Source organism: Nonomuraea cypriaca (assembly GCF_015645445.1).
GTDB classification, from domain to species: Bacteria; Actinomycetota; Actinomycetes; order Streptosporangiales; family Streptosporangiaceae; genus Nonomuraea; species Nonomuraea cypriaca.
Map to the genome: position 1 here is coordinate 1 of NZ_JADOGI010000125.1, position 19207 is coordinate 19207.

General features: G+C 70.0%; 15 protein-coding genes, 1 tRNA gene and 3 pseudogenes. 9 read left to right on the forward strand and 10 right to left on the reverse strand.

What is annotated here, in order from left to right; translation table 11 throughout:
• A partial coding sequence (locus tag ITP53_RS33375) for a bis-aminopropyl spermidine synthase family protein (protein ID WP_207756743.1) occupies positions 1-976 on the reverse strand: 976 nt, incomplete at its 3' end.
• Positions 977-1538: 562 nt separating this feature from the next.
• Between ITP53_RS33375 and gltB the strand changes: the two genes are divergently transcribed.
• Both gltB and ITP53_RS33385 read left to right on the forward strand, forming a co-directional pair.
• Positions 1539-6044: a glutamate synthase large subunit gene (gene gltB / locus ITP53_RS33380; RefSeq protein WP_195899444.1), complete on the forward strand. Its 4506-nt coding sequence runs from the start codon at positions 1539-1541 to the stop codon at positions 6042-6044.
• A gap of 74 nt (positions 6045-6118) precedes the next feature.
• Positions 6119-7597 (forward strand): glutamate synthase subunit beta, encoded by a 1479-nt coding sequence (locus ITP53_RS33385; RefSeq protein WP_195899445.1) that lies wholly within the window; start codon positions 6119-6121, stop codon positions 7595-7597.
• Between the two features lie 39 nt (positions 7598-7636).
• On the opposite strand, the pseudogene ITP53_RS56305 reads toward ITP53_RS33385, so the two are convergent.
• Positions 7637-8091: pseudogene (locus ITP53_RS56305) on the reverse strand (MmyB family transcriptional regulator).
• On the opposite strand from ITP53_RS56305, the gene ITP53_RS56310 reads away from it, so the two are divergent.
• A complete protein-coding gene (locus tag ITP53_RS56310; RefSeq protein ID WP_207756747.1) occupies positions 7991-8197 on the forward strand; it encodes a hypothetical protein in 207 nt (68 codons plus the stop codon). The pseudogene ITP53_RS56305 and the gene ITP53_RS56310 overlap by 101 nt on opposite strands.
• Before the next feature lie 123 nt (positions 8198-8320).
• Here ITP53_RS56310 and ITP53_RS61335 read toward each other — a convergent pair.
• Positions 8321-8467: pseudogene (locus ITP53_RS61335) on the reverse strand (transcriptional regulator); the annotation flags it as partial.
• Positions 8468-8536: 69 nt separating this feature from the next.
• Here ITP53_RS61335 and ITP53_RS33395 point away from each other — a divergent pair.
• The 4 genes from ITP53_RS33395 (at position 8537) to pyk (ending at position 13225) form a co-directional block, all read left to right on the forward strand.
• Complete coding sequence (locus tag ITP53_RS33395) at positions 8537-9601, forward strand: aldo/keto reductase (protein WP_195899446.1); 1065 nt, start codon at positions 8537-8539, stop codon at positions 9599-9601.
• Between the two features lie 143 nt (positions 9602-9744).
• A complete protein-coding gene (locus ITP53_RS33400) occupies positions 9745-11412 on the forward strand; it encodes a S8 family peptidase (protein WP_236051439.1) in 1668 nt (555 codons plus the stop codon).
• Entirely contained in the window at positions 11409-11759 is a 351-nt protein-coding gene (locus ITP53_RS33405; RefSeq protein ID WP_195899447.1) for a DUF2784 domain-containing protein, read from the forward strand. Before ITP53_RS33400 ends, ITP53_RS33405 begins: the two co-directional genes overlap by 4 nt.
• A gap of 35 nt (positions 11760-11794) precedes the next feature.
• Positions 11795-13225 carry a pyruvate kinase gene (gene pyk / locus ITP53_RS33410; protein WP_195899448.1) on the forward strand — a complete coding sequence of 477 codons (1431 nt, stop codon included), beginning with the start codon at positions 11795-11797 and terminating at the stop codon, positions 13223-13225.
• A gap of 225 nt (positions 13226-13450) precedes the next feature.
• On the opposite strand, the gene dapD is transcribed toward pyk, so the two are convergent.
• From dapD to ITP53_RS59565, 3 genes are all read right to left on the reverse strand, one after another.
• The gene (dapD, locus tag ITP53_RS33415) at positions 13451-14413 is read right to left on the reverse strand and encodes a 2,3,4,5-tetrahydropyridine-2,6-dicarboxylate N-succinyltransferase (protein ID WP_195899449.1); all 963 of its coding nucleotides are present in this window, start codon (positions 14411-14413) and stop codon (positions 13451-13453) included.
• Positions 14414-14438: 25 nt separating this feature from the next.
• Positions 14439-14861, reverse strand: coding sequence for a pyridoxamine 5'-phosphate oxidase family protein (locus ITP53_RS33420; protein ID WP_195899450.1), 423 nt, complete (start codon positions 14859-14861; stop codon positions 14439-14441).
• Between the two features lie 191 nt (positions 14862-15052).
• On the reverse strand, positions 15053-15889 hold the full coding sequence (locus ITP53_RS59565; protein ID WP_195899451.1) for a LysR family transcriptional regulator: 837 nt from the start codon (positions 15887-15889) through the stop codon (positions 15053-15055).
• A 71-nt stretch (positions 15890-15960) separates the two neighbouring features.
• On the opposite strand from ITP53_RS59565, the gene ITP53_RS33430 reads away from it, so the two are divergent.
• Positions 15961-16689, forward strand: coding sequence for an SDR family oxidoreductase (locus ITP53_RS33430; RefSeq protein WP_195899452.1), 729 nt, complete (start codon positions 15961-15963; stop codon positions 16687-16689).
• Positions 16690-16701: 12 nt separating this feature from the next.
• Here ITP53_RS33430 and ITP53_RS60530 read toward each other — a convergent pair whose 3' ends face one another.
• The 3 genes and pseudogenes from ITP53_RS60530 to ITP53_RS33440 form a co-directional block, all read right to left on the reverse strand.
• Complete coding sequence (locus ITP53_RS60530) at positions 16702-17364, reverse strand: transcriptional regulator (RefSeq protein ID WP_328816583.1); 663 nt, start codon at positions 17362-17364, stop codon at positions 16702-16704.
• Positions 17365-17390: 26 nt separating this feature from the next.
• Positions 17391-17471, reverse strand: a pseudogene (locus tag ITP53_RS61340) (hypothetical protein); the annotation flags it as partial.
• Positions 17472-17532: 61 nt separating this feature from the next.
• Positions 17533-17608 (reverse strand) — tRNA-Leu (locus tag ITP53_RS33440).
• A 115-nt stretch (positions 17609-17723) separates the two neighbouring features.
• On the opposite strand from ITP53_RS33440, the gene ITP53_RS33445 reads away from it, so the two are divergent.
• The gene (locus tag ITP53_RS33445; protein WP_328816585.1) at positions 17724-18308 is read left to right on the forward strand and encodes an ANTAR domain-containing response regulator; all 585 of its coding nucleotides are present in this window, start codon (positions 17724-17726) and stop codon (positions 18306-18308) included.
• Positions 18309-18326: 18 nt separating this feature from the next.
• Here ITP53_RS33445 and ITP53_RS33450 read toward each other — a convergent pair whose 3' ends face one another.
• On the reverse strand, positions 18327-19172 hold the full coding sequence (locus tag ITP53_RS33450) for a putative periplasmic lipoprotein (RefSeq protein WP_195899453.1): 846 nt from the start codon (positions 19170-19172) through the stop codon (positions 18327-18329).
• Positions 19173-19207 lie beyond the last annotated feature (35 nt).

The window sequence follows — 19207 nt, forward strand, 5'->3', positions numbered from 1 at the left end:
GGACTGAGGGCTGGGTGGATTCGATGGACTGGGGGCCCTGGGTGTAGATGGCGGTTGTCGTGCGGCTCAGGCGGGAGCTCACGGCAGGGTGGGTCTTGGTGGTGGGGCGGAGGATGTAGAGGTCGGCGGCGGAGCCGATGGCTTCCGCCCCGAAGTAGCGGTTGAAGTCGGGATATATGGCTTCGTACGCGAGGTTGAGGTCCGACAGGCTCTGCTGGACCTTGAAGGCGAGCATGGGGGTGCGTTCGCTCGCGCCGTACGCCAGCAGGACGCGGCCGTCGTCCCGCAGGCCCTCGACCGCGCGGGCCACGAACAGGCTGATGCCCTCCGGCGTGTACGGCGGATCCGTGATAGCCAGGTCGTGGCCCCGCGCCGAGGCCGGTAGGCCCAGCCGGAGGTCGGACCAGCAGGTGCGTACGCCGAGGTCCTGGTCGTCGATGTGGGCCAGGATGCGATCGTCGACGTCGACCACCGTGACGTCCGTCTCGGGGTGGACCAGCTTGACGGCCAGCGAGGTCAGGTCGTGGTCTCCCACGCAGAGCAGCCGCGCGCCGGGGAGCCAGAAGCGGGCGCCGAGCAGGAGAGCCCGTCGCAGCACGGTTTCCGGCGTGGCCGAGACGTGGTCGAGCGTGTGGCGGGCGCGCGGGGCGGCGGCGATGAGATCGGTGAGGCGCTCGAGGGCGTGCGCGTAGTGGGGGAGGAGGTGGGCCACCGGGTCTTCCGGAGCCGGCGCCAGGGCCAGGAGGTCCTGGTAGTCGGGGGTGTGGCCGAGCGGGACCCTGAACGTGTCCCCGGTGTGTTCCAGGGGGAGCTCGCGGAGCAGGGACTCGATCGTGCGCCTGGACGTGGCGGTCTCCCTGACCAGGTCCGTCAGTGTCCGCCACCGGCCCTCGCACAGGAGCGTCAGCGCGTGCCTCAACCGCCTGCTGTCGGTCCCGGCCTTGCCGAGCAGGCGCTCCACCCCTTCACGCTCCATAGTTCAACCCTATCGACCGCCCAGAACCGTTCCCGCCGCCTCCAGCCCGGCCCCGCTCACGCCGTACGGGTCCGCGCGACCGGGGTATCGCCTGCTTTGGCGTGCTCCCCGGCTGGGCACGCGCTCGCCTCTGGTGCCGTCCGATCCGGTGAGCGGCCGCGGACGGTTCTGGCGTCGCCGGATCCCGGAACGCGTTGGGGTCGCGATGTCGCGGGGTGTGGTTTTTTCGCCCGGCAGGGTAAGGCCGGCCGGGTTGTGGGGATGGGGAGCGGGCTGGGACGACGGATCGGAGGGCGCAGGTGGGGATGGTGGGGTAGGCGGGAGCGCGCGAATCGAGATCTGTGCCGCATATCGCGGGTCTACGTGGGAATTTCGGTGGGTACGTCCGGGGTTTGGGATAGCGAGTTCGGATGCTGGGATCAGGTCGAATGTTCGCAATGCGGACGTGGCGGGCACCATTCCGGCAGGGTGCGGTAACCTCTACCCACGATATGCAGCAGGGCCAACGTCGTCCCCGCCTGTAGAGCAGTTCTTGACAGACGATGACGACGGGAGGGATTAAATGCCTGCTGCCCACCTCGGGTTCCCCGAGCCCCAGGGTCTCTACCACCCCGCCAACGAGCATGATGCCTGCGGTGTCGCCATGGTCGCCGACGTCGCGGGTCGCCGCGGGCACGGGATCGTGGTCAAGGCGCTGACGGCGCTGTGCAATCTTGATCATCGGGGGGCCAAGGGTAGCGAGCCGGACACCGGCGACGGCGCCGGGATCCTGACGCAGATTCCCGATGGGTTCTACCGCGCGAGCATGCCGTTCGCGCTGCCGCCGGCCGGCTCGTACGCCACCGGCATCGCCTTCCTGCCGTTCGACGAGGAGGCCAGGCGGATCGCCACCGGCCTCATCGAGGAGATCGCGGCCGAGGAGGGCCTCACCGTGCTCGGCTGGCGGGAGCTGCCCGTCGACCGCGCCCTGCCCGGGCCGAGCGCCCGGGCCGTCATGCCGCACTTCGCGCAGCTGTTCGTCGAAGCCCAGGACGGGCGCGAGGGGCTGGAGCTGGACCGGCTGGCGTTCTGCCTGCGCAAGAGGGCCGAGCACGAGGCGGACGTCTACTTCCCTTCGCTGTCGGCCAGGACGATCGTCTACAAGGGCATGCTCACGCCCGAGCAGGTCGAGCCGTTCTTCCCCGACCTGAGCGACGAGCGTTACGAGAGCGCGATCGCGCTGGTGCACTCGCGGTTCTCCACCAACACCTTCCCCAGCTGGCCGCTGGCGCATCCCTACCGCTACATCGCCCACAACGGCGAGATCAACACGGTCAAGGGCAACCGCAACTGGATGCGGGCCCGTGAGGCGATGCTGAAGTCCGCCCACATCCCGGGCGAAATTTCGCGACTTTTCCCGATCTGTGACCCGGATGGCAGCGACACCGCCAGCTTCGACGAGGCTCTCGAGCTGCTCCACATCGGCGGCCGGAGCCTGCCGCACGCGGTGCTGATGATGATCCCCGAGGCGTGGGAGAACCACACCGAGATGGATCCCGCCCGCAGGGCCTTCTACGAGTTCCACTCCTCGCTGATGGAGGCGTGGGACGGCCCGGCGTCGATCACGTTCACCGACGGCACCGTGGCGGGCGCCGTGCTCGACCGCAACGGCCTGCGCCCCGGACGCTTCTGGGTGACCGCCGACGGCCTGGTCGTGCTGGCCTCCGAGGCCGGGGTGCTCGACTTCAAGCCCGAGGACGTGGTCAGGAAGGGCCGGCTGCAGCCCGGCCGGATGTTCCTCATCGACACCGCCCGCGGCAAGATCATCGAGGACGACGAGATCAAGGCCGAGCTGGCCGCCGAGCTGCCGTACGAGGACTGGCTGCACGCCGGGCTCGTACGCTTCGAGGAGCTGCCGGCGCGCCAGCGCGAGATCCCCACCCACGAGGCGCTCGTCAGGCGGCAGCAGACCTTCGGCTACACCGAGGAAGAGCTGCGCATCATCCTGTCGCCGATGGCGCGCGTCGGCGCCGAGCCGATCGGCTCCATGGGCACCGACACGCCCGTCGCCGTGCTGAGCGAGAAGCCGCGGCTCCTGTTCGACTACTTCACGCAGCTGTTCGCGCAGGTCACGAACCCGCCGCTGGACGCCATCCGCGAAGAGCTGGTCACCTCGCTGGCCAGTACCATCGGGCCCGAGGGCAACCTGCTCAACCCGGGGCCGTCGTCGTGCCGTCAGCTCGTGCTGCCGTACCCGGTGATCGACAACGACGAGCTCGCCAAGATCATCCACATCAACGACGAGCGCGACCTGCCGGGCTTCGATCCGCACGTCATCAGCGGCCTCTACGACGTCGCAGGCGGCGGCGAGGCGATGCTGCGCCGCCTGGCCGAGATCAGGGCCGAGGCGTCCCAGGCGATCGCCAACGGCGCCCGCATCCTGGTGCTGTCCGACCGCGGCTCCTCCGAGACGCTGGCACCGATCCCGTCGCTGCTGCTGACCGGCGCGGTGCACCACCACCTGATCCAGGAGAAGACGCGCACCAAGATCGGCCTGGTCGTCGAGACCGGCGAGGCCCGTGAGTGCCACCACATGGCGCTGCTCATCGGCTACGGCGCCGGCGCGGTCAACCCGTACCTCGCGATCGAGACCGTCGAGGACCTGGTCGACACCGGCGCGCTGCCGATCGGCAAGCGCAAGGCCGTACGCAACCTGATCAAGGCGTACGGCAAGGGCGTCATCAAGGTCATGTCCAAGATGGGCGTGTCGACGGTGGCCTCCTACACCGGCGCGCAGATCTTCGAGGCGCTCGGCCTGAGCCAGGAGGTCATCGACTCCTGCTTCACCGGCACCACCTCGCGTCTGGGCGGCGTCGGGTTCGACGTGCTGGCCAGGGAGAGCGAGGAGCGTCACCGCCACGCCTACCCGCGCGTGGAGAACGCCCACCGCAGGCTCCGGGTCGGCGGCGAGTACCAGTGGCGGCGCGAGGGCGAGCCGCACCTGTTCAACCCCGAGACCGTCTTCAAGCTGCAGCACGCCACCAGGACCCGCCGCTACGAGATCTTCAAGGAGTACACGAGCCTCGTGGACTCCCAGGCGGAGCGGCTGATGACCCTGCGCGGCCTGTTCAAGCTGCGCGAGGGGCGGTCCATCCCGATCGAGGAGGTCGAGCCGGCCTCGGAGATCGTCAAGCGGTTCTCCACCGGCGCGATGTCGTACGGCTCGATCTCGATGGAGGCGCACGAGACGATCGCCATCGCGATGAACCGGCTCGGCGGCAAGTCCAACACCGGCGAGGGCGGCGAGGACCCCGAGCGGCTCTACGACGCCGCCCGCCGCAGCGCCATCAAGCAGGTGGCCTCAGGCCGGTTCGGCGTCACCTCTGAATACCTGGTGAACGCTGCCGACCTGCAGATCAAGATGGCCCAGGGCGCCAAGCCGGGTGAGGGCGGCCAGCTTCCCGGCCACAAGGTCTACCCGTGGATCGCCAAGACCCGGCACTCCACGCCAGGTGTCGGCCTCATCTCGCCGCCGCCGCACCACGACATCTACTCGATCGAGGACCTGGCCCAGCTCATCCACGACCTGAAGAACTCCAACCCGGAGTCCCGGGTCCACGTGAAGCTGGTCGCCGAGGTCGGTGTCGGCACGGTCGCGGCGGGCGTGTCCAAGGCGCACGCCGACGTGGTGCTCATCTCCGGGCACGACGGCGGCACCGGCGCCTCGCCGCTCACGTCGCTCAAGCACGCGGGCGCGCCGTGGGAGCTCGGCCTGGCCGAGACCCAGCAGACGCTCCTGCTGAACGACCTGCGCGACCGCATCGTCGTCCAGGTCGACGGCCAGCTCAAGACCGGCCGCGACGTCGTCATCGCCGCGCTGCTCGGCGCCGAGGAGTACGGCTTCGCCACCGCGCCCCTCGTCGTCAGCGGTTGCGTGATGATGCGGGTCTGCCACCTCGACACCTGCCCCGTGGGCGTCGCCACGCAGAACCCGGAGCTGCGCAAGCGGTTCACCGGCAAGCCCGAGTTCGTGGTCAACTTCTTCGAGTTCATCGCCGAGGAGATCCGCGAATACCTCGCCGAGCTGGGCTTCCGCTCGCTCGACGAGGCGATCGGGCACGTCGAGATGCTCGACATGTCGGCGGCCGAGGACCACTGGAAGGCCGGCGGGCTCGACCTGTCGCCGATCCTGCACCGGCCCGAGCTCCCCGCGGGGACGGCGCTGCGCCGGATCGTCGAGCAGGACCACGGCCTGGCGCACGCGCTGGACAACACCCTCATCCAGCTCGCGGAAGGGGCGCTCAACGAGGGCACCCCGGTGACGCTGGACCTGCCCATCCGCAACGTCAACCGCACGGTCGGCACCATGCTCGGCTACCAGGTGACCAAGCGCCACGGTGGCAAGGGCCTGCCCGACAACACCATCGACATCAGCTTCACCGGCTCGGCCGGCAACTCGTTCGGCGCGTTCGTGCCGCGCGGGATCACGCTGAGGCTGACCGGCGACGCCAACGACTACGTCGGCAAGGGCCTGTCCGGCGGGCGGATCACCGTCCGGCCGCACGAGGAGGCCCCGCTCGACGGCCACATCATCGCCGGCAACGTCGCACTCTACGGCGCCACGTCCGGCGAGGCGTTCATCCGCGGCGTCGTGGGCGAACGGTTCTGTGTACGCAACTCCGGCGCCACGGCGGTCGTCGAGGGCGTGGGCGACCACGGCTGCGAGTACATGACCGGCGGCAGGGCGGTCGTGCTCGGCCAGACCGGGCGCAACTTCGCGGCCGGCATGTCGGGCGGCGTCGCGTACCTGCTCGATCTGCGGCCCGAGCGGGTCAACCGCGAGATGGTCGCCATCGAGCCGCTCACCGAGCAGGACGCCGAGTTCCTGAAGGAGACGGTGGAGAAGCACTTCGCGGAGACCGGTTCGCCGGTCGCCAAGCAGCTGCTCGCCGACTGGAGCGAGGCGCTCGGCCGGTTCGGCAAGATCATGCCGACGGACTACAAGAGGGTGCTGGAGGCAGCCGAGGCCGCCCGCATCGAAGGCAGGGACATCGACGAGGCGGTCATGTCCGCCGCGGTGCAGGCATGACCCGCCGTCATGAATCTGGACATGATGTCCGACCGTTCCACAAGCATGTACAGGGCTAAGGGAGGCGTACACCGATGGCTGACCCCAAGGGTTTTCTCACACACGACCGGGAGCTGCCCGAGCGCCGCCCCGTGGACGTCAGGATCAGCGACTGGCGCGAGGTCTACCAGGACTTCTCGCAGGAGAAGCTGACCAGGCAGGCGGCCCGCTGCATGGACTGCGGCATCCCGTTCTGCCACAACGGCTGCCCCCTGGGCAACCTCATCCCGGAGTGGAACGACCTCGTCCACCGCACCGACTGGCGGGAGGCGATCGAGCGGCTGCACGCCACGAACAACTTCCCGGAGTTCACCGGCAGGCTCTGCCCGGCTCCGTGCGAGGCGGCGTGCGTGCTCGGCATCAACTCCGACCCGGTGGCGATCAAGCGCGTCGAGGTCGAGATCATCGACCGGGCGTTCGCCGAGGGCTGGGTGACCCCGCAGCCCCCGGTGATCAAGACCGGCAAGAAGGTCGCGGTCGTCGGCTCGGGCCCCGCCGGGCTCGCCGCCGCGCAGCAGCTCACCAGGGCCGGGCACGACGTGGTGGTGTTCGAGCGGGCCGACCGGATCGGCGGCCTGCTGCGCTACGGCATCCCCGAGTTCAAGATGGAGAAGCGGCACATCGAGCGCCGCCTCGCGCAGATGCGGGCCGAGGGGACCGAGTTCCGCACCGGCGTCAACGTCGGCGTCGACATCACCGCCGCCGAGCTGCGCGAGCGGTTCGACGCCGTGGTGCTGTCGGGCGGCGCCACCCAGTGGCGCGACCTGCCGGCGATCGGGCGCGAGCTCAAGGGCGTCCACCAGGCCATGGAGTACCTGCCGCTGTCCAACAAGGTCCAGGAGGGCGACCTCGACAGGTCGCCGATCTCGGCCGAGGGCAAGCACGTGGTGGTGATCGGCGGCGGCGACACCGGCGCCGACTGCATCGGCACGGCGATCAGGCAGGGCGCCGCGTCCGTCATCCAGCTGGAGATCATGCCGCGGCCGCCCGCCACGCGGCCAGGCAGCCAGCCGTGGCCGACGTACCCCATGCTGTTCAAGATGGAGAGCGCCCACGAGGAGCTGGCGGAGGGCGGCGGCGAGCGCCTCTACGCCATGTCCACCACGGAGTTCGTCGGGGACGCCGACGGCAACGTGCGGGCGTTGCGGCTGGTCGAGGTCGAGGGGCCGCAGGCCGGGTTCAAGCCGGTCCCGGGCTCTGAGCGGGAGATCCCGGCCGAGCTGGTCACGCTGTCCATGGGCTTCCTCGGGCCGGAGAAGGGCGCGCTGCTGGAGGACCTGGCCGGGGTCGCCGGTGACGGCTTCTACGACGCCAGGGGCAACGTGGCGCGCCACAAGACGTACATGTCCAAGGTCGACGGTGTCTTCGTGGCCGGCGACATGGGCCGCGGGCAGTCGCTCATCGTGTGGGCGATCGCCGAGGGCCGGGCCGCCGCCTCGGGCGTGGACCGGTTCCTGACCGGGGAGACGGCGCTGCCGTACCCGATCCTGCCGACCGCGCGGCCACTGGTGTGAGCGGCGATCGCCGGGGCCGTCCACGGGCGGCCCCGGCGATCAGCCGGCGATGGCGTCCAGCACGCGCTGGGAATCGGGGTCGGCGGCGCGGTAGATGACCAGCCGCTGGTCAGGGGCCTGAACCGGGGCCAGGACCTCGTAGGAGACGGTCAGCGGCCCCGCCACGGGGTGCCGCAGGCGCTTGTCGCCCCGGCCGTTCACCCGGACGTCGCGCAGCGCCCACAGGCGGGCGACCTCCTCGCTGCCCGACGTCAGCTCGTCGATCAGCCCGGACAGCGCCTTGTCGTCGGGATGGACCGCCCACGCGACCCGCAGGTCCGCGATACCCTCGCGCAGCGTCCGCTCCCTGTCCTGTAGAACTCGCGCAACCCCGGGTGAAGCACGCACAACCACATGCTGTTGCGCTTCCCGGGCGGGAGCGTGCCGAAGTCCAGCATCAGCGCCGCCATCTCCGGGTTCCAGGCCAGGATGTCGAAGCGGTGGTTGATCAGCATGGCAGGCAGCGGCGACAGGTCCAGCACGAGCCGGGCCAGCGGGCCCACCTCCTCCGTGGCGGGCGGCTGCCTGGACGCTCTCTGCCCGGCCAGGTCGAACAGGTAGGCCCGTTCGTCCGCGCTCAGCCGCAGCGCGCCGGCCAGCGCGTCCAGCACCTCCGGCGAGGGCCGCAGGGCCCCTGCCCTGCTCCAGGCGGGTCACGTAGTCGACGCTGACCCCGGCCAGCTCGGCGACCTCTTCCCTGCGCAGCCCCGGAGTGCGGCGGTGCGCGCGGCGGGCGGGCACCGCCACCGCCCCGGGATCCAGGCGTTCGCGGCGGGTGCGGAGGAAGGCCGCCAACTCGCGCGTCTGTTGCACGGTGTTCATCCCCTTCATCCTAGGACGCACCGTCCCATGAAGGGTCTTCCCTTACCGCCGCCGTGCCCGCTCGGCAGCATCGATGACATGACGACTCTTGACACCTATCGCCTGCTGGGCCGCTCCGGCCTGCGCGTCTCGCCGCTGTCGCTGGGAACCATGACGTTCGGGACCGACTGGGGCTGGGGCTCGGACAAGGACGAGTCGCGCCGGATCTTCGATACGTACGTGGACCGCGGCGGCAACTTCATCGACACCGCGAACCAGTACACCGACGGCACCTCGGAGACCCTGGTGGGCGAGTTCGCGACCGGGCGGCGCGAGCAACTGGTGCTGGCCACGAAGTACACCGCCGCGCGCCGCCAGGGCGACCCGAACTCCGGCGGCAACCACCGCAAGAGCATGGTCCAGTCGGTGGAGACGAGCCTGCGCAGGCTGAACACCGACCACATCGACCTGCTCTACCTGCACGCCTGGGACTTCACCACCCCGGTCGAGGAGGTCCTGCGCGCCATGGACGACCTCGTCACGGCGGGCAAGGTGCTCTACACGGGCATCTCCGACACGCCCGCCTGGCAGGTCTCCCGCATGCAGGCCATCGCCGGGCTGCGGGGCTGGGCGCCGCTGATCGCGTTGCAGATCGAGTACAGCCTCGTGGAGCGCACGGTGGAGCGCGACCTCATCCCCATGGCGCGTGAGATGGGGCTGGGCGTCATCCCGTGGTCGCCGCTGGCCAGCGGGGTGCTGACGGGCAAGTACAGCCGGGCCGACCTCGACGTGGGAGACGGCACGTCCGACCCCGCCGGGACCCGCAAGAACGTCGCCGCGGCCAACGGGGCGCTGACCGAGCGGGCGCTGGACATCGCCGAGGTGGTCAAGCGGATCGCCGGCGAAATGGGCGTGACGCCGTCGCAGGTCGCGCTGGCCTGGACGACCGTCAACCCCGCCGTGACGGCCCCGATCGTGGGAGCTCGTACGCCGGCGCAGCTGGAGGACAACCTGAAGGCGCTCGACGTGCGGTTCACCGACGAGCACCTGGCCACGCTGGCCGAGGCGAGCCGGGTGGAGCTGGGCTTCCCGCACGACTTCCTGGCGCGGCCGATGCCTCGTCAGGTCGTCTTCGGCGGCGCTGAGATCGACCTCACCCGCTGACCGGCGACCCGAAGCGCCCGCCCGTGCGGCGGGCGCTTTCGGGCCGCGACCTGAGCCGAAGCGGGCCCCGAAATAGGTCCGCTTAGCCCGCCATGGACCGAAATTTCATCATTAAGTTGCATCACCCGATTAGTGTCGGGAACATGCAGACTCTGCGGCAGCTCGGCGAATCGGGGGGAAGCATGCGGCGGGTCACCTCTGGATTGGTGGCGCTGGCCCTCCTGGCGGGCGCCGCCTGCGCGCCCTCGAACCCAGGAAAATCCGCCACCCGGCCCCAGGCCGAGTACCTCGTCTTCTACGCCCAGGGCAAGCAGTCCCAGGCGCTGGAGGCCGTGGCGGACGCGGGCGGCGCCACGGTGGGCCAGGACTCCAGGCTCGGGTACGTCCTGGCCAAGGGCGCCGGCGACGCCTTCGTGAACGACCTGGGCGCCAGCCAGGCCATCGTCGGCGTGTCCCCGGACCGGAGCATCGGCTTCGCCGCGGGCGGCCGTGCCACCGGGTCCAGGGGCTTTCCCGACGCGTCGTCGTTCAAGGACGACAGCCCGGCGGAACCGCTCGCCGGCCGCCAGTGGGACATGCGGATGATCGGTGCGGACCGGGCGCACGCCAAGGCGCCCGGCACCAAACAGGTGCTGGTCGGCGTCATCGACACCGGCATCGACGGCAAGCACCCCGACATCGCCCCCAACTTCAACCGCCAGCTGAGCCGCAACTTCGTCACCGACCGCCCCAAGGACGAGTACGGCGAGACGCTCGACGGCCCCTGCGAGGCCGCCGGCTGCAAGGACCCCATCGACGAGGACGACGACGGCCACGGCACCCACGTGGCCAGCACCATCGCCTCTCCGATCAACGGCATCGGCATCGCCGGAGTCGCGCCCGGCGTGCAGCTCGTGAACATCAGGGCCGGGCAGGACTCCGGGTTCTTCTTCCTCAAGCCCAGCCTCGACGCGCTGACCTACGCCGCCGACATCGGCGTGGACGTCGTGAACATGAGCTACTTCGTCGATCCCTGGCTGTTCAACTGCAAGTCCAACAAGTCCGACACCAAGAAGCAGCAACTCGAACAGCAGGCCGTCATCACCGGCATGCAGCGCGCCCTCGACTACGCCCGCGGGAAGGGCGTCACGATCATCTCCGCCCTCGGCAACGGCTCCACCGATCTCGGCGCGCCCAAGGTCGACAAGGCCAGCCCCGGCTACCCGCGAGGCGACGAGAAGACCCGCCAGGTCGACAACTCGTGCATCAACGTGCCCGCCGAGTCCGACGGCGTCATCTCCGTCTCCGCGGTCGGCCCGTCCGGGCGCAAGGCCATCTACAGCGACTACGGCATCGAGCAGACCGACCTGGCCGCGCCGGGCGGCGACGTGCTCGACGGCGTGGACGCCAAGGTCACCCGCTCGATCCTGGCCGCCGCGCCGGAGCACGTGCTGCGCGCCACCGGGCGGATCGACTCCTCGGGCAAGCCCAAGGGCGCGGACGTCGTACAGGACTGCGAGCGCGGCGCCTGCTCCTACTACCAGTACCTCGACGGCACCTCCATGGCCGCCCCGCACGCCACCGGCGTCGCCGCCATCCTGATCAGCCGCTTCGGCAAGCCGGGCCCCGGCGGGCTCGCGCTCGCCCCCGCCACCGTCGAGGACCTGCTCTACAAGAGCGCCGACCGGAGGTCCTGCCCGTCACCCCGCGGGTACGTCTACAAGTCCTACGGCCAGAGCGTGACGCACGACTGCCAAGGAGAGCAATCGCGTAACGGTTTCTACGGCCACGGCATCGTGGACGCCTGGAAGGCGGCTACCTTCGAACCATGATGTATCGCTTCATCGCGGACATCGCGATGGTGGTGCACTTCCTGTTTCTCAGCTACCTGGCCGTGGGCGGATTCCTGGCCTGGCGGTGGCGGCGTACGATCTTCGCGCACCTCGCCGTCGCCTGCTGGGGCGTGCTTTCCGTCGTCACCGGCGTCGAGTGCCCCCTCACCCTCGCCGAGGACTGGGGCCGCCGTCAGGCGGGGCTGGCAGGGCTCCCCGCCAGCGGTTTCATCGACCACTACATCGAGGGTGTCATCTACCCTGAGGAGTACACGAACTTGGCACGTCTGGGGGTGGCCGTTCTCGTGCTGTTCTCCTACGCCGGGTACGTTCTCCGTCGTCAGTGACTGCCAAGTGGTCTGTACCAATTAAGGTAGGACTCGTGACTCGCCGCGCGAAAATCGTCTGCACCCTAGGTCCCGCCACGTCGTCCAAAGAACGCCTGCACGAGTTGATCGCCGCAGGCATGGACGTGGCCCGGTTCAACCTCAGTCATGGCAACCATGACATGCACAGAGAGGTTTACGACCGTGTCCGGGAGGTGGCGGCCGACCTCGGCCGCGGTGTAGGTGTGCTCGCCGACCTGCAGGGCCCCAAGATCCGGGTCGGCACGTTCGAGGAAGGCCCCGTCCGGCTGGGATTCGGCGACGTCTTCACCATCACCACCGAAGACGTGCCAGGCGACCGCGAGCAGGTCTCCACCACCTACAAGGGCCTGCCCAGCGACGTGCGCCCCGGTGACACGATCCTGGTCGACGACGGCCGCCTCGTGCTCGAGGCCACCCGCGTCGACGGTGAGCGCATCGTCACCCGCGTCGTCATCGGCGGCATGATCTCCGACAACAAGGGCCTCAACCTGCCCGGCATCAACGTCAGCGCGCCCGCGCTGACCGACAAGGACGAGACCGACCTGCGCTGGGCGCTGCGCACCGGCTGCGACATGATCGCCCTGTCGTTCGTCCGCCGCCCGTCCGACGCCGACGTGGTGCGCAACATCATGGAGCAGGAGGCCGTGCGCCTGCCGTTGCTCGCCAAGATCGAGAAGCCGCAGGCCGTCGACCGCCTCCCCGACATCATCGAGGCCTTCGACGGCATCATGGTGGCCCGCGGCGACCTCGGCGTCGAGCTGCCGCTGGAGCAGGTGCCGATCGTGCAGCGGCGCATCATCGAGCTGTGCCGCGAGAAGGCCCGCCCGGTCATCGTCGCCACCCAGATGCTCGACTCGATGATGAGCTCCCCGCGCCCCACCCGTGCCGAGGCCTCCGACGTCGCCTACGCGGTCATGGACGGCGCCGACGCGGTCATGCTGTCCGGTGAGACCTCCGTCGGCAGCTACCCGATCGAGGCCGTCGCCACGATGGACCGCATCGCGTGCGCCGCCGAGAAGTCCTCCCTGCACGCCACGCACCACCTGGAGCGCATGCCGGAGACCACCGGCGGCGCGATCGCGCGGGCCGCGGCCGAGGTGGGCGCCATCGTGGGGGCCAAGGCGCTGATCGCGTTCACGATGTCGGGGGAGACCGCGCGGCGGCTGGCCCGCTACCGGTCGCCGATCCCGCTGCTGGCGTTCACGTCCTCCCCGCACGTGCGGGGGCAGCTGTCGCTGACGTGGGGCGTGGAGACGTTCCACGTGCCGTTCGTGCACCACACGGACGACATGGTGCGGCAGGTGGAGGCCTCGCTGCTGTCGCTGGGGCGGCTGGAGAAGGGCGACAAGGTCGTCATCGTGGCCGGCTCCCCTCCCGGGACCCCGGGCTCCACCAACGCCCTGCGCGTCCACACGATCGGTTCCGCCGTCTCCCACGTGCATTGAGCTCAATCTTCTTTTACGCTTCGCACGGGCAGCCACCCGCCGCCGGCGGCTGACGGCCCTCCAGGAAACGGCCGCTGACCCTTCAGTGGTCAGCGGCCGTAACGGAGCGCCCCGTGGGCCCTCGCCGTGGCTCCTCGTAAACCTTGTCCGTGGCGGCTCACCGGCTTGGCGTGGCCGGCTGCTCACACGGGCCTTGGCTGCTCGCCGGAGGCATGCCGCGAGGGCTCAGTTGGTGTGCAGGGCCGCGTTGAGCTCGATGCCCGTGCCCGTGCGGGGCACCACCTCCACCGCGCCCGACTGGGAGTTCCTGCGCAGCAGGATGCCGTTGGAGCCAGACAACTGGGCGGCCTTGACCAGCGTGCCGTCCGGCAGGGCGACCTTCGTGCCCGCCGTGACGTACAGGCCCGCCTCCACCACGCAGTCGTCACCCAGCGAGATGCCGAGGCCCGCGTTCGCGCCCAGCAGGCAACGCTCGCCGATGGAGATGACCTGCTTGCCGCCGCCCGACAGCGTACCCATGATCGAGGAGCCGCCGCCCACGTCGGAGCCGTCCCCGACCACCACACCGGCCGAGATGCGGCCCTCCACCATCGAGGCGCCGAGCGTGCCGGCGTTGAAGTTCACGAACCCCTCGTGCATGACCGTGGTGCCACTGGCCAGATGCGCGCCCAGCCGCACCCGGTCGGCGTCCGCGATGCGCACCCCCGACGGCAGCACGTAGTCCACCATGCGCGGGAACTTGTCCACGCCGTACACCGTCACCGCGCCCCTGGCCCGCAGCCGCAGGCGCGTCTGCTCGAAGCCGGGCACCGGGCACGGGCCGAAGTTCGTCCAGACGACGTTGGCCAGCAGGCCGAAGATGCCGTCCAGGTTGACGTCGTGCGGCCTGACCAGGCGCGCGGAGAGCAGGTGCAGCCGAAGGTAGGCGTCGTGCGCGTCGACGGGCGCCTCGGAGAGCTTGGCGATGCCGGTGCGCACCGCCACCACCTCCACCCCCCGCGCCGCGTCCTGGCCCGCGGGCGAGGCCAGCTCACCGGCCTCACCGGCGGACAGCCGCCGGGTGCCCGGGTGGGGCGCGTCGCCCAACTCGGGGGCGGGGAACCAGGTGTCGAGCACGGTGCCGTCGGCGGCGATGGTCGCGAGGCCGGCGCCGAACGCGCCGGTCGAGGTGGGATCGAAAGCAGTCACGGGCCCAAAAATACCGTTCCCCGGGTCAGCCCAGAGCGCCCAGGTCGGCGGACAGCCAGTGTTCAGGCCGCATCCTGAACGTCACCAGCACGTCGAGGTCGGAGCCCTGCACGTAGCCCTCGGCGGCGTCCGGCAGCAGGTAGCGGGCGGAGATGCGGGTCAGCTCCTCCCACGTCGTGGGCGCGGACCGCACGACCGGCCCCTCCACCGACACGTACCGGTAGGTCGGGCTCGCCCGCTGCACCAGCAACGAGAACCTGCCCGCCTTCGCGATCAGCCTGGCCTTGCGCGAGTCGCCGTCCGTCAGGAAGCGGACCTCGCCACCGGGGCTGTAGTCGTACCAGACGGGCACGTTCAGCGGCGCCCGCTCCTCGCCCGTCTCCACGGCCAGGCTCGCGATGTGCGACTCCGCCAGGAACGCCTCCCGATCCGCCACGCTCAACGGCATGCCGCCCACCCCCGACTTCATCAACCTTGAGACGCCCATTCCCCGCGAAAGCTGTCCGTAACCGCTTTGTGTCGTTAAGTGACATGGCATGCCTCTCCGGACCCGGCGCGGCCAAGGGCGCCAGGCGAGCCGCAACGCCGACGCCTGCCGGCGGATCAGCCGGCCCGCCAGCAGGCGTGGCGCCCCGCGGATCAGCCGGCAGGCGAGCAGGCGTGGCGCCGCGCGACGGTCGCCGCCGTGTCCACGAACGCCGCCAGTGCCCGCGACCGCGTCAGCTCCGGCCAGGCCAGCACCACCGTCGTCGGCACGCCGTCCACCACAGGAACAGCCACCAGATCACGGCGCAGGTAGTCGCTCACCGACACCGGCGCCACCGCGACCAACCGGCCCAGCGCGATCAGCTGCATCAGCGTGGCCGCGTCGCCGATGTCCGGATGCGCACCCGGCCAGCAGGGCGTCGGATCCGCGTCCAGGTCCGCCAGTCGCAGGAAGGGCCGCCCCGCCAGCGCGTGATCCGGATGCATGATCGCCACGCTGCCCTCCTCCCGCAACGGCTCGCTGTCGAACCCCGTCAGATCCTCGTACGGGGTGTGCAGGAACGCCACGTCCGCCGTGCCGTCCCGCAACATCCGCGCCCGCTCCGCCACCGCGCACACCACCACATCCACCTCCACGGCCTCCGGATGCGCACGGTAGGCGGCGAGGACGTCCGGCAGCAGACCACCGTCGCCACCGCCCTTGAGCGCCACGACCAGCCGCGGCTCCGGCCGGCCCGCCCGCTGCGTGCGCACGGTCGCCGCCGCCACCGCGTCGAGGACCTTCGCCGCCTCCCTGGCCAGCACCTCACCCGCCGGAGTCAGCGAGACGCCGCGCCCCGACCGGTCGAACAACGCCACCCCCAGCCGCCGTTCCAGCTTCTGGATCGCCCTGGACAGCGGCGGCTGCGCCATGCCCAGCCGCTCGGCCGCCCGCCCGAAGTGCAACTCCTCCGCGACCGCGGCGAAGTAGACCAGCTCGCGCGTTTCCATACCTCCACGGTATTGCCCGTGACCCAGACGGTGTTGGTCTCGCGACCGCCGCTGATGGTGTGCTTTCCGACATGACGGAGAACACCACCGCCCTGGTGACCGGGGCGAACAAAGGCATCGGATACGAGATCGCCGCCGCACTCGCCCAGCGCGGCATGACGGTGCTGCTGGGCTCACGCGACCGCGCCCGCGGCGAACAGGCCGCCGCCCGGCTGCGGGCAGCGGGCTGCGACGTCCGGCCGGTCGTGCTTGACGTCACCGACCCGGCCACCATCGAGGCCGCCGCCGCCCGGCTGAGCCGCCTCGACGTGCTGGTCAACAACGCCGGCATCTCCGGTCCTGTCGGCGAGCCGCCCAGCGCCACGCCGGCGGCCACCGTCCGGGAGGTGCTCGAGACGAACGTCATCGGCGTCATCCTCGTCACCAACGCCATGCTGCCTCTGCTCAGACGGTCACCGGCGGGCCGCATCGTGAACGTCTCCAGCGGCGTCGGCTCCCTCGCCCACCACACCGATCCCGGCCACTACATGTCCGGGCTGCCGGGCTCCGCGACGTATCCGGTGTCCAAGACCGCCCTCAACCAGCTCACCGTCCAGTACGCCAAGGAACTCCGCAAGGACGGCATCCTCATCAACGCCGCCGCCCCCGGAGCCTGCGCCACCGACTTCACCAAGGGACTGCCGTTCACCATCACCCGCACGGCCGCCGAGGGCGCCGCCGTCATCGTCGAACTCGCCACCCTCGGCCCGGACGGCCCGACAGGCGGCTTCTTCGACGACGACGGAGCGGTGCCCTGGTAGCGGCCATCGGCCTCAGTATTTGGGGCCGACATAGAGATCGAGCAACTCGACGGCCTCCCGCCTGGCGACGGAAAGCTCAGTGCGTTTGTTGAACCGCCAGGCGACGCCGAGCAGGTCGAGCGCCTCGCCGCAGAGGGCGAGAATGTCGGAGGACCCGTTCTTGAACAGGTAGCGGGGATAGGCGTACCAGCGGACACCACCGGGCAGGTCGCGGCGCACACGATTCAGCCCGCGGTAGCCGTCGGAGTGCATGAGACCCCTGACGAACCGTCCTGGATGCGCTGAGACGATCTCCTGCTGCCACCGCTCCAACACGATCGCGCGGTCATGCTTCTTGCCGGAGCCGTGCTGCGGAAACAGGTGCGGCCAGTGCTTGGAGTAGGAGTTGACGTCGCTGCATCCCTGCCTCTGGATCACGCGGACCTTGTTGGTCGGCCGGACCGCGCGGAGGGCCTCGACGCATTCCTGGATGAGGCCGGGCCAACTGTCCGCGCACATGATCCGCAAGGCCCAGACGCGCTTTTCCCGGTCACCAACCCAGGTGATGCAGCCGTCGCCGAGGTAGAGGCCCAGCAGATAGGCGTAACTGCCGACGGGAGAGGGGGCATGGGGACCGACGCACAGCGGGGGCAGGTACCGGTCATGGGGGAGTCGTCTACCGGCCGGTCGCGCCACCGGCGGATGGTCGCCGGGCTGACGCCGATCTGCCGGCTCGCCTCGCTGATGCTCAGTCCGCACCCCAGCATGCGTCGCGCTCGGCTACGAAGAGCGAGATCGTACATGCGGAGAGTATCGCTGCCGGGTACGACAAAACCGCCCGGCTGAAGAGACCGGGCGGCTTGCTGGTGCCCCGGGTGGGATTCGAACCCACACTGTGCGGGTTTTGAATCCGCTTTCTCTTCCGTTGGAATACCGGGGCTTGTGTCCGAAAAAGTCCGGACTCTTGGGTACCACGTGATCGAAGCTTAGCCCAACCTGGGGCCACATCGATCCGGCGTGGCTCTAATCTACCGGACGTCTGTACTCTTCTGCTCGTGAGTACGCAGCGGCGAGTAGTGATCGCGGAAGACGAGGCGCTGATCCGCCTTGACCTCAAGGAGATGCTCCAGGAGGACGGCTACGTCGTGGTGGGCGAGGCCGGGGACGGTGAGCAGGCGATCCGGCTGGCCGCCGAGTTGAGGCCCGACCTTGTCATCCTGGATGTCAAGATGCCCGTGCTCGACGGCATCTCCGCGGCCGAGCGGATCGTGGCCGAGCGGATCGCCCCGTGCCTGATCCTGACCGCCTTCTCGCAGCGGGACCTGGTCGAGCGGGCCAGGGATGCGGGGGCGATGGCCTATCTGGTCAAGCCGTTCACGAAGGCGGATCTGGTGCCGGCGATCGAGATGGCGGTCAGCCGGCATGAGGAGATGGTGGCGCTGGCCGCTGAGGTGTCGAGCCTGTCGGAGCGGCTGGAGACCAGGAAGCTGGTGGAGCGCGCCAAGGGGCAGTTGATGGCGCAGCACGGCTGGAGCGAGCCGCAGGCGTTCAGGTGGATCCAGAAGGCGTCGATGGACCGGCGGTTGAGCATGCGGGAGGTTGCTCAGATCGTTATCGACGACACCGCCGAGCGGTCGTGACAAAGCGTCAGGTGACCGTCAGTTCCCGCCCAGACCGCATGCCTCGAGCGCGTACGCGATGAGGCGGTCCTGCTGCGGCTTGGGCGGCACGACGATGATCACCCGCTCTTCGCCTCCGTCGACGCTGGCCCGCACGGGGAACAGGAATGCCTTCTTGGCCTCGGCGAACGCGTGCGGGGTGCAGTTGCCGGGGGTGAGTTCGACGGGTGCCTCCATCCGCTGCTCGGCGGCCTTCAGTACGCCGAGCGGGTGGTGGTCCGAGGTGGCGATGTAGTGGGTGGTGCTGCCGATGCCGGTTACGGTGACCGTGCCTGCGCCGCGGCGGGTGATCATCAGGTCGCCCCGCATGGCTTTGCCGGAGAGCCGCCACTCGGGGCCGAATTCGATGCTCACCGTCTGCTTGATCAGGTATTCGGAGCATTCGTCGCGTAGCAGTCTGGTGAGCAGCGGGTCGGGGTGCGGCACGTCGAAGACGACCCGGCGTGGCGGCTCTGAGCCGGTGCTGACGTGTGCCACGACGGTGGCCGGGCGCACCTCGGGGAGGCGGCCGGGGGTGCAGTTGGCGGCGCCGTAGGGGATGGGGAGGTCCGTACGGTCGGTCCGTCCGATGCTCGCGTCGGCCCCTCGCGGCGGCAGCGTGGTGAAGGAGGGCGTGACCAGTTGAATGTCGGTGAAATGTACGGATGTTTCGCTCGTATTACGGACCGCCACCTGGAGCCGGTGCGCGGCTTCGTCGGAACGCCATTGCGCCAGTGAGACGGAGACGCCGGACGGGGGCGTGACGGGCGGCTGGGACGAGCCGCGACCGGCTCCGCAACCCGTGAGGAGTAGCACGATCGACAGGGCTGGCGGAAGGCACTTCACTCACCGCACAATAAGTGTGCTATCGCAGCTCTCGT